Source organism: Rhizobium redzepovicii, from assembly GCF_019793435.1.
Classification (GTDB): Bacteria; Pseudomonadota; Alphaproteobacteria; order Rhizobiales; family Rhizobiaceae; genus Rhizobium; species Rhizobium redzepovicii.
In genome coordinates this window covers 23012-38216 of sequence record NZ_JAILYH010000033.1, presented here as the reverse complement: position 1 = coordinate 38216, position 15205 = coordinate 23012, and the positions used below count along the sequence as shown (strand labels likewise).

Annotated in this window: 13 protein-coding genes and 3 pseudogenes; 4 read left to right on the top strand and 12 right to left on the bottom strand. The window is 58.5% G+C overall.

The features are described 5' to 3' along the window. Positions 1–388 precede the first annotated feature (388 nt). Complete coding sequence (locus K6N12_RS32325) at positions 389–688, top strand: hypothetical protein (protein ID WP_004680434.1); 300 nt, start codon at positions 389–391, stop codon at positions 686–688. A 341-nt stretch (positions 689–1029) separates the two neighbouring features. Here the strand turns inward: K6N12_RS32325 and K6N12_RS34920 are convergent, their stop codons facing one another. The 4 genes from K6N12_RS34920 to K6N12_RS32310 all read right to left on the bottom strand — a co-directional run bounded on the left by K6N12_RS34920 (position 1030) and on the right by K6N12_RS32310 (position 3118). Further along, a complete protein-coding gene (locus tag K6N12_RS34920) occupies positions 1030–1164 on the bottom strand; it encodes a hypothetical protein (RefSeq protein ID WP_004680433.1) in 135 nt (44 codons plus the stop codon). Then, positions 1121–1246, bottom strand: a complete 126-nt coding sequence (locus tag K6N12_RS34915) for a hypothetical protein (protein ID WP_312038661.1) — start codon at positions 1244–1246, stop codon at positions 1121–1123. Before K6N12_RS34915 ends, K6N12_RS34920 begins: the two co-directional genes overlap by 44 nt. A 69-nt stretch (positions 1247–1315) precedes the next feature. Further along, positions 1316–1621, bottom strand: coding sequence for a hypothetical protein (locus K6N12_RS32315; RefSeq protein ID WP_004680432.1), 306 nt, complete (start codon positions 1619–1621; stop codon positions 1316–1318). Between the two features lie 525 nt (positions 1622–2146). Then, the gene (locus K6N12_RS32310; RefSeq protein WP_004680431.1) at positions 2147–3118 is read right to left on the bottom strand and encodes a leucine-rich repeat domain-containing protein; all 972 of its coding nucleotides are present in this window, start codon (positions 3116–3118) and stop codon (positions 2147–2149) included. Between the two features lie 130 nt (positions 3119–3248). Between K6N12_RS32310 and K6N12_RS34710 the strand changes: the two genes are divergently transcribed. Beyond that, entirely contained in the window at positions 3249–3377 is a 129-nt protein-coding gene (locus tag K6N12_RS34710; RefSeq protein ID WP_010068000.1) for a hypothetical protein, read from the top strand. 456 nt (positions 3378–3833) lie between these two features. On the opposite strand, the gene K6N12_RS32300 is transcribed toward K6N12_RS34710, so the two are convergent. Continuing rightward, entirely contained in the window at positions 3834–5861 is a 2028-nt protein-coding gene (locus K6N12_RS32300) for a type VI secretion system Vgr family protein (RefSeq protein WP_004680430.1), read from the bottom strand. Positions 5862–6410: 549 nt separating this feature from the next. Between K6N12_RS32300 and K6N12_RS34910 the strand changes: the two are divergent. Then, a pseudogene (locus K6N12_RS34910) lies at positions 6411–6548 on the top strand (CoA ester lyase); the annotation flags it as partial. Positions 6549–6653: 105 nt separating this feature from the next. On the opposite strand, the pseudogene tssG reads toward K6N12_RS34910, so the two are convergent. The 7 genes and pseudogenes from tssG to tssA all read right to left on the bottom strand — a co-directional run. Further along, positions 6654–7625 (bottom strand): annotated as a pseudogene (tssG, locus tag K6N12_RS32295) (type VI secretion system baseplate subunit TssG); the annotation flags it as partial. Then, positions 7589–9475 (bottom strand): type VI secretion system baseplate subunit TssF, encoded by a 1887-nt coding sequence (tssF, locus tag K6N12_RS32290; RefSeq protein WP_004680428.1) that lies wholly within the window; start codon positions 9473–9475, stop codon positions 7589–7591. The pseudogene tssG and the gene tssF, both read right to left, overlap by 37 nt. Then, positions 9475–9978 carry a type VI secretion system baseplate subunit TssE gene (tssE, locus tag K6N12_RS32285; RefSeq protein WP_004680427.1) on the bottom strand — a complete coding sequence of 168 codons (504 nt, stop codon included), beginning with the start codon at positions 9976–9978 and terminating at the stop codon, positions 9475–9477. The genes tssF and tssE overlap by 1 nt, the downstream gene beginning before the upstream one ends. Before the next feature lie 86 nt (positions 9979–10064). Further along, a complete protein-coding gene (locus K6N12_RS32280) occupies positions 10065–10598 on the bottom strand; it encodes an Hcp family type VI secretion system effector (protein ID WP_004680426.1) in 534 nt (177 codons plus the stop codon). Between the two features lie 115 nt (positions 10599–10713). After that, the gene (gene tssC, locus K6N12_RS32275; protein ID WP_004680425.1) at positions 10714–12201 is read right to left on the bottom strand and encodes a type VI secretion system contractile sheath large subunit; all 1488 of its coding nucleotides are present in this window, start codon (positions 12199–12201) and stop codon (positions 10714–10716) included. A gap of 2 nt (positions 12202–12203) precedes the next feature. Further along, positions 12204–12758 carry a type VI secretion system contractile sheath small subunit gene (gene tssB / locus K6N12_RS32270; RefSeq protein WP_004680424.1) on the bottom strand — a complete coding sequence of 185 codons (555 nt, stop codon included), beginning with the start codon at positions 12756–12758 and terminating at the stop codon, positions 12204–12206. Positions 12759–12793: 35 nt separating this feature from the next. After that, complete coding sequence (gene tssA / locus K6N12_RS32265; RefSeq protein WP_004680423.1) at positions 12794–13786, bottom strand: type VI secretion system protein TssA; 993 nt, start codon at positions 13784–13786, stop codon at positions 12794–12796. A 93-nt stretch (positions 13787–13879) separates the two neighbouring features. On the opposite strand from tssA, the pseudogene K6N12_RS34540 reads away from it, so the two are divergent. Further along, a pseudogene (locus tag K6N12_RS34540) lies at positions 13880–14236 on the top strand (IS3 family transposase); the annotation flags it as partial. Between the last annotated feature and the right edge of the window lie 969 nt (positions 14237–15205).

Here is a 15205-nt window from a genome sequence, read left to right as displayed (position 1 = left end):
GCGTTGAGACAAGTTTGCAGCACGCCAAGGAAGTCCGGGTGCTCTCAAGCAGGGCGGTGGAGGAAATCTCAAAGCCGGTCAAGGATGCTTTTGACAAGGTGCTGACGGACCTCAAGGCGACGTAAAAGCGGACTCGCACTTAAATCGCCTGGACTGATCGGGGGCGGCCTACCTTATTCATGGACGGAAAAGATGGTGACGGGGACCATCAGGTCGGGAGAGAGCTGGAAAGTGTGTCCTGCGATCTCGATAGCTCCAGCTAACAAGCTCCTGAAAACGGATCGCGGGCGGCCGGCGTGACATATTGGACGGTTTGAACTGGCGAAGAACCCACCATCTTGGTATCTAACCGCGTAGGCGGCAGGGGGCAGGGGGCAGGGAAGTGGTAATGGATTCACGCAGGGACATAGCCGAGCGGGTCATCGCGCGTTGGAAGGCGCGAGGAATCCGGATCGATGAAGACCCGGGTTTCATGGAACTGGTCGCTCTTTGGACGGCAGGGTCGATTGCGTCCGGTGAAATGCGCCGCCGGTATTCGGCGCTCCAGCGCGAGCGGTCGCTGTCCAGGTCAATGCCACTTGATGTGTATCCCTGCGACGAAGGGGCGGAGGTCGATCATCGATCGATTGCGATTCCAGACGACGAACCAGATGAACGGGGAGGTCTCGGACTGCCGGCGCAAGGGTGACTCTTACAAAGGGCTCATCACGCACCATTTCCTGGCGAGCGCGAACTTCACGAAACAGCGGGTCGACAAGCGCTGCGTCGCGTTGTGCATATTCTCGGGAAGAGTCCGAAAAATCCTTGCCACGAGCCGCAATGGCTGGCGGCTCAGCAAGGTAGAAGGTGAGGAGCGGCCGGCGGTACTGAGTCGACATCTTTATCAACTGTGGGCGTGTCGGCTCAGGGCATCTTCAAGCATGGCAAGGCGGTCGCTGCCCGCTATACAGGGTGCATCGCTAATGCCGAGCTTGTCGGCACATCTTCAACGCTGAGTCCCTCAGTCTCGTGCGCCCAGCGTCCGACAAGTTATTGTCTTCCATGGGAGTCCGGCTTGCGCAAATTGCCCCCGATGAAGGTTGGTCCGCCCGGGTCTTCCGCATGGAAAACGCGCGTTGCCTCAAAAACGCCGGTGCGCCATGCATAGGTCGTATCGTCGATCATGCGGCAAGACCTCCTGGTTTGTCGGACGACCGTACCATTTGGTGACGATGCGGGCTACTTTGGCGACGAGCGCGGTACTCATGCGAAGGTTCGAGTGTGCATCGAACATCTCCGGCGCCAAATAGCATCGAGACCTCGTTTGGGCGAAAGGTTATTCCTTTGCTGCAAAGCCTAGCTCAACGCGGCTGACATCTAAGATCGCCCGAAGGACGTCGATGCCGAATTTGAGGCTTTCCACCTCGACATCCAGCGAGATGCCCTCGGTGACTGTGCCTTTTGCGTTAGCGATTACCACCTCCTCCAGGTCTTCGAACCACTGAGGACTGTTCCCTTTGTGAAGCTTCGATAGTTCCGCAATCGCGACACTAAATGCCGATTGGACCGCGATTAGAGCGGCGCCGAGCTTTCGTTCGTCTACACCCGAGATGCAAACAATGGGGCTGTTTTTCTCATCCATGGGCTGTTCCTCTGCTGGCTCGCCACGAAACCCTATTTCAACTAATAGGCGACAGAGTCGTCGATCGCCGACGAATGCAAATAGGCCCGTAGGCTGGAGTCTCGGGTAGTTAGATCAACGAATACGCGATGCTGGGGGTGGACCATGTGGAAATGGTGGATGCGCTTGAGGCCTGTTGAAATCTGGGTCCAGCTTCCGAACGTTCCAACCGGCGGCAATGCCTCTAGGCCGTAAGCGTCGCACCTCCTGGTACGCGATAGCGGGTAATCCTTTGTACGAACTGGCTCGCATGCAAGGTCGCCCGAAGGACACAAGTGCCGAGCCTGGGCTTTCCGGCCATAGTCTTCAGTGAGACGTCTGTTGCTTCCACAACTCAACACATTCCGGCGAGCGGCATAAACCTGCAAACTCATTGTTTTTGATCCGCACGCGTCATACCTGGCCTGCACCCCACCGCCATGGCTTCGGCAAAAGGCCTTTTACTCAAAACGCAGGGACCTAGTTTGGCCCGTTTGTCAGGCAGCATCACAAAAAGATCTGCGGAAGGCTCGTCCCGCTTTGCGCGCTCAGGTGCGCCCGCAGTCGATCTGGCAGCGGATTGTTATTCAGGTACACTTTGCAATGAGGCGGAAGCTGCGACAGAATGTACGGCAGTGCAGTTCGCCCGTCGCCAAGTCCTCTCAGGTTGTTTCCACGAACGCTAAGCTCCTCCAGCCCCCTCGGCAGGTTAGGGGGCAGGTGGGTCAGTTCATTACTGTCGGTGCTGAGCCACTTTAGGGTGGCCGGGAGGTCCTCGGGTAGGCTAGTCAGTTCATTGTGAGGGACTTCGAGCCTCGTGAGCTTTGCAGGAAGGCGCTCGGGCAGGCGAATTATATTATTGAGTTCGGCGCGGAGATCCGTCAATTCGAGGGGGAGATTCTCCGGCAGGTGCGCGATTTCGTTGCGGGTGACATGAAGCTCCCTGAGCTCAGGCGGCAGGTTATCGGGCAAACTGGTCAGCCGGTTGTGGTTGACGTAGAGATACTTTAGTCCGGAAGGAAGCTCGTTCGGCAATCTGGTCAGCCGGTTGCCGTCGACGTAGAGCGTCTCGAGCATGTCCGGAAGAACCTCAGGCAGCGTGGTCAGCTGGTTGTCGCAGGCAGAGAGCTTTCGCAGACCGGGCGGGAGGTTGTTGGGCAGCCTGCCCAACCGGTTGTCATTGGCGTTGAGCCGCTGGAGGCCGGCCGGTAAGGTGGGGGGCAGTGCCGTTAGGGACAGCGATGTTAAGTTCAGGGGGGCACGAAAATTGCGGGTTTCCGTCCAGGCCTCGATCCGTGCCATTGCCTCGTGCCGGTCCTCGTCCTGCTCCTGCTGCCCGTCTTCCGCCCAGGCCAGTAAAATTTCTTTCAGTGCCGCTTCGCCGGACGAGGAGCCAGTCAAGCCTTCAACCCAGTTAAAGGTGTCTTCACCGCCTTGTTCGGAACTATTGCCAACACCCCCCTGCCTTCTGCCGTACATTGCGTCGTTCCTTAGGTCATTGCGTCACTGCTGATGTTACTTCCGTCGCGACCTTTCCTTCCAATACCAAATTCGTATCCCGTTATGCTTCGGGGGCATGGCCAGCGTCCTCCCTCGAGCTGGACAGCGCATGATTTTTATCGCGACGTTGAACAATCCCACCATTGACATGCTGCGCAAACTCGGCCTGACAGGCATGGCCAGCGCCTATCAGGAACTCGAAACGCAAATAGAAGCGAGACACCTTCGAGCATGGTGAAAGGCTTCGACTGCTGCTCGAGGCGGCCACGCTCCGCCAGAAGCGCTTCGAGGCGAGAGCCCGCCCTGCAAAGCAGCGCTGTAACGCCCAGATCGAGAACGCTGATTTTTGCGCCGCCCGCGCCCTGATCGCAATTTCGTGACGCCGAGTGATAAAGGTATTTCATCCACCAGTTCCAGCTTGGTGGAGACCTAAACCAGACGCATTTGGAGCCGCTTGCGGCCGATTTCGCGTGGCAACTCCATCTAACTGAGGCGCAAGTTCCCGGAACAAACGCTCACGCGCGATAACCTTTCCTCATTTTCGGGCAATCTCGCAGTGTCACGTTGATTTGGTAGGTCAGCTTACGACGCCGAAGCCGTTACGCTTTTTCTCTACGCCTGCAGGGCCCTGCCGACTTAAAGGCAACGACTTCCGGACAGCCGAGGCCCAGAACCAGTTCACCTTGACATCGTGTCACTCGGGCGTAACAGGCGGCAGCCCGAGTGTCGCAATAAGCTTCATTATCGACGGCGTGGGTGGACCCGGTGTCGGCGGCGGCATGGAGACGATGGACCCGAGCCGCGGAGGCGTTGCCATAACGCCAATCATCGTGCCGATAATGGCGATCCCATCGCCGCTGATTTCGATGGCCTGCGGGCCGGTTCTGCCCGATACTACAAGGCGGATCTTGTCGGGTGTTACCTCGACGCGGCTACCTAAGGCCGCTGCGGCAGGGGAGTCGGGCGCGGCGCCGCCCGAGGTCAGGAGGAAGTGTCTCTTGACGTCGATGCTGTAGATATTCCCGACCTCGACGGTATGATTCTTCTGGGCCTTCAAATAGACCTCCTCACGGCCCTGCTTGTCCTCAAAGCGCAGTTCATTGTAGGCATTAGCGGCGCCGCCATCGGTATGCGTCCGGAAGGTCGACCGCGTTTTGTCGGTCGGCAGGGTTTCAGGCGGCAGATTTGAGCCATTGTATACGACGCCGGTCACCAGGGGCGTGTCGGGATTGCCGTGGATGAAATCAACCACGACCTCATGGCCGATCCGTGGGACGACCAGGTTGCCAAAACCCTTACCAGCGAAGTTCTGGGCCACCCGAATCCAGCAGGAGCTGTTCTCGTTCTTTCCGCCTTCTCGGTCCCAGAAGAACTGAACCTTCACACGGCCGTACTTATCCGTCGCGATCGACTCGCCCTCGGGGCCCACGACGACGGCCGTCTGCGGTCCGTGAATCAACCGCGCCGGTGTGCGGCGCCTCGGTCGGTACTGGGTGGTCGCGGGGATAATCTCTACGTTGCTGTGATAGAGGAACCGCTCGCCCTTCCCCCCCACGGTGTCCGCAGTGAGATCGTCCCCCACCTCACCGATGACAGTGAAGTCCTGTCCGACTGCCAGAAAGCGATCGGTGGGTTTCGGGCGGGAACCGACCTGGCCGTAGTAGAAGGGATTTGCCGCCTTGAATAATGACCCGGTCGTTATCTGGCGCGCAGTGCTTTCGATCCGCGCGCGATAAGCGTTGCAGGCGAGTTCCTCGGCACGGATGGTGGCGTAGAAATCGCCATCGCTTTTTTTTGTATACTGGCCTGGATACTCGAAGACCTCCCGCATTGCCGTGCAGCCGCTGCTTGCCGACGAGGTCTCGCCCGTTCTGACCGCCACGCTCTCCCGCGGTCGGGTGATGGCGCTTCCCGTGAGCTTGCATGGCGGAATGCCGCCTGTCCTCACGGGAGGAACACGCGCGACAGACGTCAGTTCTGCCATCGGCTTCTCATGGTCATAGTCCCTGAGAACGACCTTATTCGGCTGTAGCGATACGACCTCGTCCCAATGCAGGATGACATCTTCTTGGTAAAGACTTCGGGCAGGCCTGAGATTGTGGTGGGTCTCTACGATCTCAGGCGTGCAGGCCATGTGACTCGCGGCGTTGTCGACCAGCACCAGGTCATGTTGGTCCTCAGCATGTTCAAAATAGTAGTAGATGCCGTCCTGCTCCATGAGGCGGCTGACGAAGGCCAGATCCGTTTCATCGTACTGGACGCAATATGGGCGCTGTGGGAACCGTCGGGCGGTCTGATTCTTGAAATTGCCTTTATGTTCTCGAAAAATCGTGGTGATGATCTCGATGCTCGTCTTGTTCTGAAAGACCCGACTGTTAGAGCGATGCTCGAGCAATGAAATCCACGGCCGCACCTGCGCCACGTAGTTGAGGTGCTCGGTATCGTCGAGGCCGAGATATTGGAAGCGCGTAACAACACCGTTGAAGAAGCGCGTTTGCGAGTCCTTGAGCTTAAGGCCGATTGTCAGGTTTTGACCGGGGATCGTAGCAAAGTTCTGAACTGGATTGCGGCTGGCGAGCTTCACCTCGTAGAGGAAAGGTTCCCCCAGCCGCTCGGTGCCACTGAGCCGCCGGAGAGAGATTTCATTCAACTCGGACGCGGCCGAAGTGACCGCAACAAAACGATTGTGCCTTAAGAGACTCTCGATTCTTGACTCGACCATGGTGGTGTGTGTTCCGCAGATTTGATGAGAAGGCGCGGTTGCGCCCGATGGCGTGAGTAGGATGCTGCCGAAGCCATCGGCGAAGATGCCGAAAAGCGTTTATTTCGTGCATCGAAATCGCCGACCGTTGCTCAGCCAAGATGTCTTGCTGGCCCGCATCGTCAGAGCCAAGCGGGGGAGGGCGGGGTGAAGAAAGCGTGTGGGTCTCTTGGAACTCACCCACGCTAAGTCCCACCCAAATCTCGCCATGCGGCCTTGTAACATCGATGAGTTGGCGGATTCCGGCGGTGCTAGCGACGACGTGTCTCCTGGAAGATTCAACCAGGCCCAGGGCGCAGCGCCCGAGCGGACAACCACGGTGGTCGAGTTTCGCCGCGATCGTCGGCTCGATAGGCCTCTCCGCTGCTGAAGCCTCAAGGGCGTCAAAATGGCGATAACGTTCCAAAGAGGCGTCACGGCGAATTTTGCAAAGGGCCTTGGCGGTCCCATTGCAGTTTGCGTTGAGCTTACTGAAGAGAGTCGAGCTTCCGATGCTTGTCATAACGGGCCTTCCAAGCCGCCGCCCGCCGTGCCGCCGCACTTGGTATCGAGGTTACGTGGGCCATTCACCCGTTCCAGATCGATCTCGCCAAGGAGATCTTCTCCCCGCCCGAAAAGAAGGTCGAGCGGGCCCGCCGCATCATGGATGTCCGTTTCAGGAGAGTGCCATGCGGCAGCCGGTGGGCCCCGGTCAGTCGGGGTAGTTGTCAAGTCATCGGCGTGCTGGCGCGTTTTCCTCTTGCCCATCCAACTGGACCATCCGAGTCTGCCGCAGCGACCCAACTGCACTTCCGGGACCTGCTCCTGACGGAGAACGAGGTTAATCTCCCAGTCAAGTTCATCTCCAAGGTAGTTGCAGATGATCTCCGCTATCGACTTAAGGCCGGGAGCTGCGGGCAGAAGCGATTCGTAATGAGCCAGGCTGAGGGGACCCACAATGAGTCGGAACCGATGGTGCCACACTCTGACCCTCGCACCTGCAATAGCGTTGCTGTTCAGCGTGCCCGTGGCCGGGTCGTGGCCCAGGAGGCAGAGCGATATGCGGGGCAGATCCACCCACTTTGGGACAAATTCACGGATATCAACCGGCGCCTCGACGAAGCTGGCGAGGATGGCAGCGAGCCCCTCGGCGTTGCGGGTGTGTGAGGCGAGACGGCCGGTGAAGTGGAGTTTGGCCAGATCAGGCATAGCATCCCGCGCGCGCAGGGAGGTCATCCCGAAGCCGGCTAGCGCGCCGAGCTGAAGGGCAAATCGATCTTCTTGTGGCCTGTCATAGCTCACGGTCGGTTCGCCCTCCGCCCATGCGCGGAAGAAGAACGAGGCCATTCGATGATGAAAGGTATCAGCAAATCGGATCAGCGTCTCATCCGCGGCGTTGTGCTGCCGGAGAAGGGCGTACTCCGTCAGATGCAATGGGAGGGGACCGTGGGGTCCAAACAAGCCGAAGGCGTAGGTGGAGATTACGGGGTCGTTCTCCTCGTGCGCAGTCACGCCCGCGATCGATCGAGTCGGAAATGCAAGGGAGGGCTGCTGGGCGATCCGCACGCGATCCAGGCTGGGACCGCTCGATTCTCCCAGCCGAGGCCGATCTGAGCAGATTGCATCGATCCGCCGCAGAGCCTGGAAGAAGTCGCAGGCATGCGGTTCGGCCCTGAGCGAGCTTAGGAAGTCGCCGAGTGCCCCCGAAATCAAAGGATCGCCCGGCGGCCGGCCATCGTCGGCCATCGCATTACCTCCCCGCGCTGTAGCGTCGAGACGACCATCTCGGTGAAGCTGTTGATGGATACGTATTTCGCGAAGAACTGGTTGAGCACGGAGGCGAGCGGAAAGATGCCAACGCCTTCGAAGGCCGCTTCGTCCAGGATGATACCAACCTCAATCCCACGTGCTACGGCGGCTTGTCCACCGCTGGACAATCGCCTGACCGCAGGCCTGGACCGAATCTCCCGGATCCCGTCGATCTGCCGTGAGGCGAAGGCATTGACTGGATCGACGTAGAGGCGGAGGAGTTCACGTAGCGCTTCTGCGCCCCGGTGGTCGTTCCTATCGGAATTGCTGATCGAGAGGTAGTTCAGTGAAAGATGGCTAATTAATCGCCAAGTGATATCGCCATTGGCGAAGGAGTGGCGCGGTCGGCTCGGGGGCGATACGCACCGGGTGGCGGTAACTGGAGCGCCGATTTCCAGGGTGAAGTCTGTCACGTCCCGGCCGATCGGCAGCAGCAGCGCCAGATCCCGGTTCGAGCACAGGCAGTTTACAGACAAATGCCGGAGTTCCGCCGAATAGGGAGCCGCCTGGCGATCAACTAGAGAAACGAACGTTTCGCTGCCGATGTAGCCAGTCCGCGCGCCATTTAGACGCTGGTGCTCCGACATGAGGCGCTGCTCCCGGCGGATCGCGTAGTATCTGGAATGCTGCTCCTCCTGACCGTGCGCGCTGATGCTATAGAACGGGTAGAACCTCACGGGAGCCGCTTCGTTTTTCGCCCCGTCTCCGCTCATCTCGAGGATCGAGTGGACCTCAAAGTCGAGCGGCCTCATCCTGTCAACAATCACATGATGCTCGGTGTTCTTGTCGCTCACGTGGACGAGATCTGCCTGGCGTTCGAAGAGATTAATCGCGGGCGTTGCGAAGAGAACGATATTTTGGGGCCCGAGCTGTCGTTCCAGCCGTGGCTCGACACGTCTGAGTGCGAAGACGATCTCAAGGGTCTCGGCAGTTGACAGGGCTACTGCGTCTGCCAGCCCGCTAACCTCGACGAACAACGTCCGCTCCGCGAGGGCGAAATACTCCTGTAGGAGACGGTACCCGTCGAAAGAGCGTGGCACCTCGGGCAGGAGAGCACAGCTCGGCTCCAAACCGCGTTGCTGCAGCGCATGAACCGGAATCTTTTCCTGCCAAGGGATAGGCCGGCCGACCGGACGGGCTATGATATTGCATGCGTCACCGAGAAGCTGTTCGGCGAGTGCGGCGCCGATGCCACCGGGGCCTGTTAGGTGCAGTGTGAGAGCCTCTAGTCCGAGTTTATTGAACGGCATGCCATTGGTGGTACGAAGGCGTAGTCGCAAAGCAGCCTTCGCATCTTGCCGGGCCGGAAGATCCAGTGCGGCGATCTGCCCCGGCGTCGAAAAATAATCGGCAGCGCTCACCACAATTGGCCAGAGATGCACATCATGGGCCGTGCGGAACTCGCAATGTGTGACGGCGCCCGGAGCAAGACGGCCCAAAAGCTTGGTTCCCCGCGGCACGAGGTATCCATTTTCAAGTCGTCCGGCATCCTGGTCGGGCTCGAAACGGACGATCGTCATCGAGGGGAGCGGCGGTAGAAAATGCGGATAGACCATCTCCAGGAGGTGCTGGGTGAATTCCGGAAAGCGAGACTGAAGCTTCAATTGCACCCGCGCCGCCATGAAAGCGAAGCCTTCCAGAAGCCGCTCGACGTAGGGGTCGGCGACCTCCGCTGATTCCATCCCGAGCCGGGCGGCGACCTTCGGGAATGCACGGGCGAACTCGGCCCCCATCTCGCGCATATAAGCAAGTTCGTCGTTGTACAGTCGCAGGAGCCGGGGATCCATCAGCTTATCTCTGTACCGAGATGAACGCGGGCGGATTCGAGCTCGGAATCTACCTCCGTACGCATCACCATTCGCACCGGCAATGGCTGCGCCCACAGATCGGCTTCGATCCTAAAGCGAAAAGTGCCGCAACCCTGACCATCGTCCAGGACCGTGACCTTCAGGGTGTCCGGTAAGAGACGCGGCTCAAAGCGCTGAAGGCTCTCGATTATCGCTTCGCGCAATGCGCTCTTATCCATGCCTTCGCGAATTTGTCCGCTGAGAGGCCAGGCACCATAATTAAGTGCACTGGCCGCTACGTGAGGGTACGCTTGTAGATCTACGGTTGCACCCAATTGATTGGTGTTCAACAACCAGGAAACATCGCGTAGAATCACCTCTTCCAGTTGGCGAACAGAGAAGCTGCGCTTGTCCTGCGCTTCACACGAGCTGCGCGGCTCATCGTCCGTAAGCCGGTCCAGGAGGGATGGTTGCACGAGATCCCGCTTAACATCTCTGCCCATGTTACAATCTCCAGGTGCAATGGCGACGAGTCGATCTGTCGTTTTCGCGCGCAGCCCCGAATATTCCCGGGTTGCCGATGGCCCCATCAGCCGACGAGCCTATTGAAGTCGGTGCTGTTCGCGATTTGGTTCCAGATGCCCTCGCCAGCTTTGGTAAGAGCGCCTTTTTCATCCTGCCTGTAATAAATGACCTTGCAGGCGCCGAACCGGAATGTGATCGTCTCCTCGGGGGCCTCTTCCGCATAGGACCACTCGACCTTCTCGACTACCAGCATGTTGAAACTCCAGTGCAAGAACAGGTTCGATTCTGATGTAGCTTGTCCGCTCCCCGTCGCTTTGAAAAGTTTCAGTTCGACGCTATTGAAGTGGGCGCCGCGACCACAGGCAACGTACAGAGAGGGCGATGACGTATCCACCTGCTTCTTGATAGTGAAGACCTCGAATTCGGCCTTGCCCGCGCCCGCCCCGGCGGTATGAGGCCCAATGTTCAGCTTGTTTTCGAGTGAAAAGCTCCATTCGTCCGCTAGGGTGATACCGTCCTTTAGAATGATAGATTCGCCCTTGGGCAAAATGCCGTCCTTGGACGCTTGCGTGAATTTTATAACCGCGTCGAACGCCATGATGGACTTTCCTTTTCTCGTTGATCTGATTGGGCCTGGATTGCATCGGCCAGCCCGGGGCAGCTATTCCGGAGTTTTGGCGCCGAGAACGGAGCACAATCATCTGCGGGTTTTCTCAGTCCTTGCGGGCGGATGGCAGGCGCGAGACAAGTCTCAAAGAGATGGTTAGGCCTTCGAGCTGGTAGTGTGGCCGCATGTAAAATCTCGCAACGTAATATCCGGGATTATCTTCGACCTCTTCCACCTTGACCTCGGCTGAGGAGAGCGGCTGCTGTGCCTTACTCTCTTCGCTCCCAAGCTCGGGCGAGGGGTGGACATAGCCCTGAATCCATTGGTTGAGCCACTCCTCGACCTCGTGGCGCTCCTTGAACGTGCCAATCTTGTCCCGGACCATACACTTCAAATAATGTGCGAAGCGGCAGGTTGCGAAGATGTAGGGTAGCCGGGCACTGAGTTCGGCGTTCGCTGACGCGTCGGGGTCTTCGTATTTGACCGGCTTGTTAATAGTTTGAGCGCCAATAAATACGCCGAGGTCCGTGTTTTTGCGGTGCAACAGCGGTAGAAGACCGTTTTTGGACAGTTCGGCCTCACGGCGGTCGCTGATCGCGATCTCAGTGGGGCATTTTAGGTCGACGCCACCGTCGTCGCTGCGGAAGGTATGTACCGGCAGACCCTCGACCAGGCCGCCGGATTCGACGCCACGAATTCTGGAGAGCCAGCCATAGAGCTTGAACGAGCGCGTGATATTTACGCCCATGGCGTAGGCTGCGTTCGTCCAAAGGTATTTCTCGCTGTCGCCGCCGTCTGTGTCCTCCTCGAAGGCGAATTCATCGACCGGGTTGGTTTTGGCCCCGTAGGGCAGCCGGCCAAGGGTGCGTGGTAAGGTCAGGGCCACGTACCGAGAGTTCTCGCTCTCGCGGAACGCCCGCCAAGGGGCATGTTCGGGCGTGAGGAAGATTTTTGTGATGTCACGCGGGTTCGCAAGCTCACGCCAAGAATCCATCTGCAGCAGATGTGGTGAGACGGCAGATATAAGCGGTGAGTGGCTCGCCGCCGCGATCTGCGCCAGTCCCGAAAGCAACTCTACGTCCGGTGGGGTATGGTCGAAATAGTAGTCGGCAATCAGGCAGCCATAGGGTTCACCGCCGATTTGGCCGTATTCGTCTTCGTAAATTTTTTTGAATAGCGGACTCTGATCCCAGGTGACACCCTTATATTTCCGCAGAGTTCGGGACATCTCCACCTTTGAAACTGGGAGAACGCGAATCTTCAACGTTTCATCGGTTTCGGTGTTGATGGCAAGGTGATGCAAGCCCCGCCAAGCTGATTCCACGCGCTGGAAATTTTCGTGATGGAGGATCTCGTTGAGTTGTGCAGAAAGCTTCTGGTCGATCGAAGCAATCATTGCTTGGATAGTCGTGACGACATCGTCGCTGATTAGCGACGTGTTTTGAAGTGCCTGCTCGGCCAGTGTTCGGACGGCACTCTCCACCAAGTCACGGGAGTGGTCCGAGCGGATCTTGAACTCGAATCGAAGCATGCGGGTGAAATCGCCGAGATCAACGGTGGCGACCTGTACATCTGTGGCATCTGCAGGCATCATGATCAGTTCTCCTCTGTGTCTGGGGATGCCAATGGCGGAGCGGCAACCACTGCATCAGGCTTCTCAGTCTCGATGCCATTGCCGAGGGCGCTTAGCAGTGCCGAATCCGCGAGGAAGTGGGTGAGCAACTCTTCGGCACCGTTCTTCCCGTCCATATAGGCCAGCAGATTGGAGAGCTCCGTTCGCGCCTCGAGCAGCCTGCTAAGGCTGTCGACCTTGCGCGCCACGGCCGCCGGCGAGAAATCTTCGAGCCGCTCGAACGTCAAGTCGACAGCGAGTTGGCCTTCTCCGGTCAATAGGTTCGGCACCCGCATCACCACCCTGGGCCTCAGCGATCTGAGCCGATCATCGAAATTGTCGATATCGATCTCCATCATCTTGCGCTCCGCGACAGGGGCAAGCGGCTCGGCAGCATTGCCGGCGAGGTCGGACATCACGCCGACCACGAAGGGAAGCTGAACCTTCTTCTGAGAGCCATAGGTCTCGACGTCGTATTCGATCTGTACGCGAGGCGGACGAACCCGCGCGATGAACTTTTGACTACTCGCCTTTGTCATGTGTTCCACTCTCCTGATAGGGAAGATTGCGCACGTCACGTGCCCTCGCCGACCGCCAGACCGGCAATCGAACGGTATTGGGCAACCCCTTCTGGCGCCAACTCTTTGATAAGAGCCATGAAGTCCTTCGAGACAAGTCGCTGCGCGCGCTCCAGGAGGGCTGGCAGCGGGCTCGCGGGCTCATTCACCTGGTACCAGTGGCAAATGCGGCCAAGAATTTCGACAACGTCATCGCGGTTGCGGATCACTTCGGGGTAAGAGGCCTTGCTAGAGTCTGGCAATGGAGATGCCGGGGCTGCAGGCTGGGCCCTTTTCCGATGGGCGTCGACCAGATCCTTGGCCTGGGTGAGTAGCACTATCAGAGGGTCGAATCGAACGGCCTCGTCACTCGCGACGTGCTGCCGAACACTCGCGTCTAGATGGGTGGCGGCTGCCAGGCTGGCGTGGAGACCAGTGCTGATCTGCTCGAGCTGCAGTGGATCGGTGTCGATGAAGGCGTGCTCGATGGTCGAACGATCAATTTCCGTAGATTGGGACCGTAGCGCACCAGCCCAATCGCGGAGCGTAAAAGTCCCGAATTGCCTGGAGGAGGTGAGTGGGACTTGGCGTATTTCTGCCAAGAGCCCGGAGAGATCGCAGAGGCTCGCTAGAGCGTTGAGGCGAACGGTCTGATCTTCGTCATCTTCTGGATCCGGTCGCGGATGTAGCTCTGACCAGTAGAGCTCGACATAGGCCGCGAGCAGCTCAAGCCCCCGACTTAGACCAGAGAAGCCGAACTGACTGAGGGCGGATCGTGTGAGCAAGATGCCGACTCTTAGATCCTTAGTGCGGGCAGAAAGGTCGAGGCCAAGCCGCCACACCTCTGTCCAATCGGGAGCCTCCTCGGTGGCGATGGAGTCGCCTATCTGCTGGTGCGGCTTGCCATGCGACGCTATCTCCAGCTCCAGGAAGCTCAAATCGTAATCGAGAGCATCCCCGCATGCGTTGCCGTCGCTGATCGGTTTTAATAGATGATCTGCATCGAGCATGACCCAAATCCCAGTTTTCCCGACATAAAAGATCGTCGCGCCTCTGTTTCTCAATGTTTAGCAATGAGCAGACGCGATTGCTCATGCACAATCGACATTCGTATATGTCGTGAATGCTTGGGGCGTGAATGCCGCCGCTTCGGATCTTGACGCAGCTATGTGCTGCTCAGGCGCGAGGGACACCTTGTGAACAACAAGAAGCTCTTCCGGGTCCATCGGGAGGAGAAGCTCACGATGCGCAAGCGCCGTGGCCGGAAACGAGCGAAAGGCAAGCGTTGGTGTTGATCCCGCTGGCTGCCAATGATCGTTGGCGCGGGTTCAGGCTTCTGATGGTCGTGAGGAAAGCCGGACTCTCGTCGCCGATACTTCGCTCTCCGGCCTGCGGTCGCCTGTGGACTGGATCGGGTTGTTGAGGAGCGTGGCAAGCCAAGCACTCTGGCCTCGGCTAACTAACCCTGCAGAGTTCGCCCAGATCGGCAACCCGCGACGTGATGCAGTGCTACGCATTCGGAATGGTCTCCGCACCTAAACCCGCCGATGCCGCCGCAGATGCGCAACCCACCGCTGGAGCGAACCCCAAACTGGATAAACTTGACGGTACAAGCTCAGCCAGATTGAATTGACATCGTCGGGCAGTCGTTGCAAAGGGCAACCTGCGGAGTACCGTTGCAAACGTGAGCCTGAAGGCCTCCAACTACGAAGTCTTCGCGCGGCCGCCTCCGCGCCAGTTGCTGCATAAGGTGGATGGCGTCCTCGGCGATCGCTCTTGGGGGTGTCGGCGCGCGGACCCTCATCGAACGAGCAGCCAGCCGGCGGGTCCATCGCGCGTGCAGCGACCCGGCGTCAGTGGTAGAACGGCTCGAGCACTTCAACGGCATTATATCTCCTGCGCTCCGCCGGATCGCCGCACGAGGCATATAGGGCGACAATCTGGATGAGATCCGTATTGACCGCATGTAACGATGCTCCCCGAGATTCGCACGTTGCCTCATTCATTTTGCTCCCAGTTGGAGCGAAGGAGTGGGGTGCGGAGATGGCGGGGTTTCGCAGCGGCCGGCCTCCTTCGTGAGCGCCATTGCCGTTTTCGACGGAAGTCGAAGTTTAATAACCATCGTCGCGGTATTTACTTTTGACAATGGGTGTGATGCGGCTTTGCGTGATCTTCTAAAAAGAATCGAGTCCCGCCGCCAATCCCCCGTTCTATCGCGCACCTACCGCATCCCAACGTGACTGTCGACCCTGCTTCCATTAGTCGTGCAGGGCAACCACGCGGTCTCTCGTGCAGATCCCTGCGATTTCGAATTGACGGACACCGACCCCGTTTGACGGTCGTGGAGTGCACGCACTTAGTCACCCTAGCCGCCCGCGCACTGCAACCCCGCTGTAGCGATCCTTCTACCTCTATGCTAAAGAAAGTTT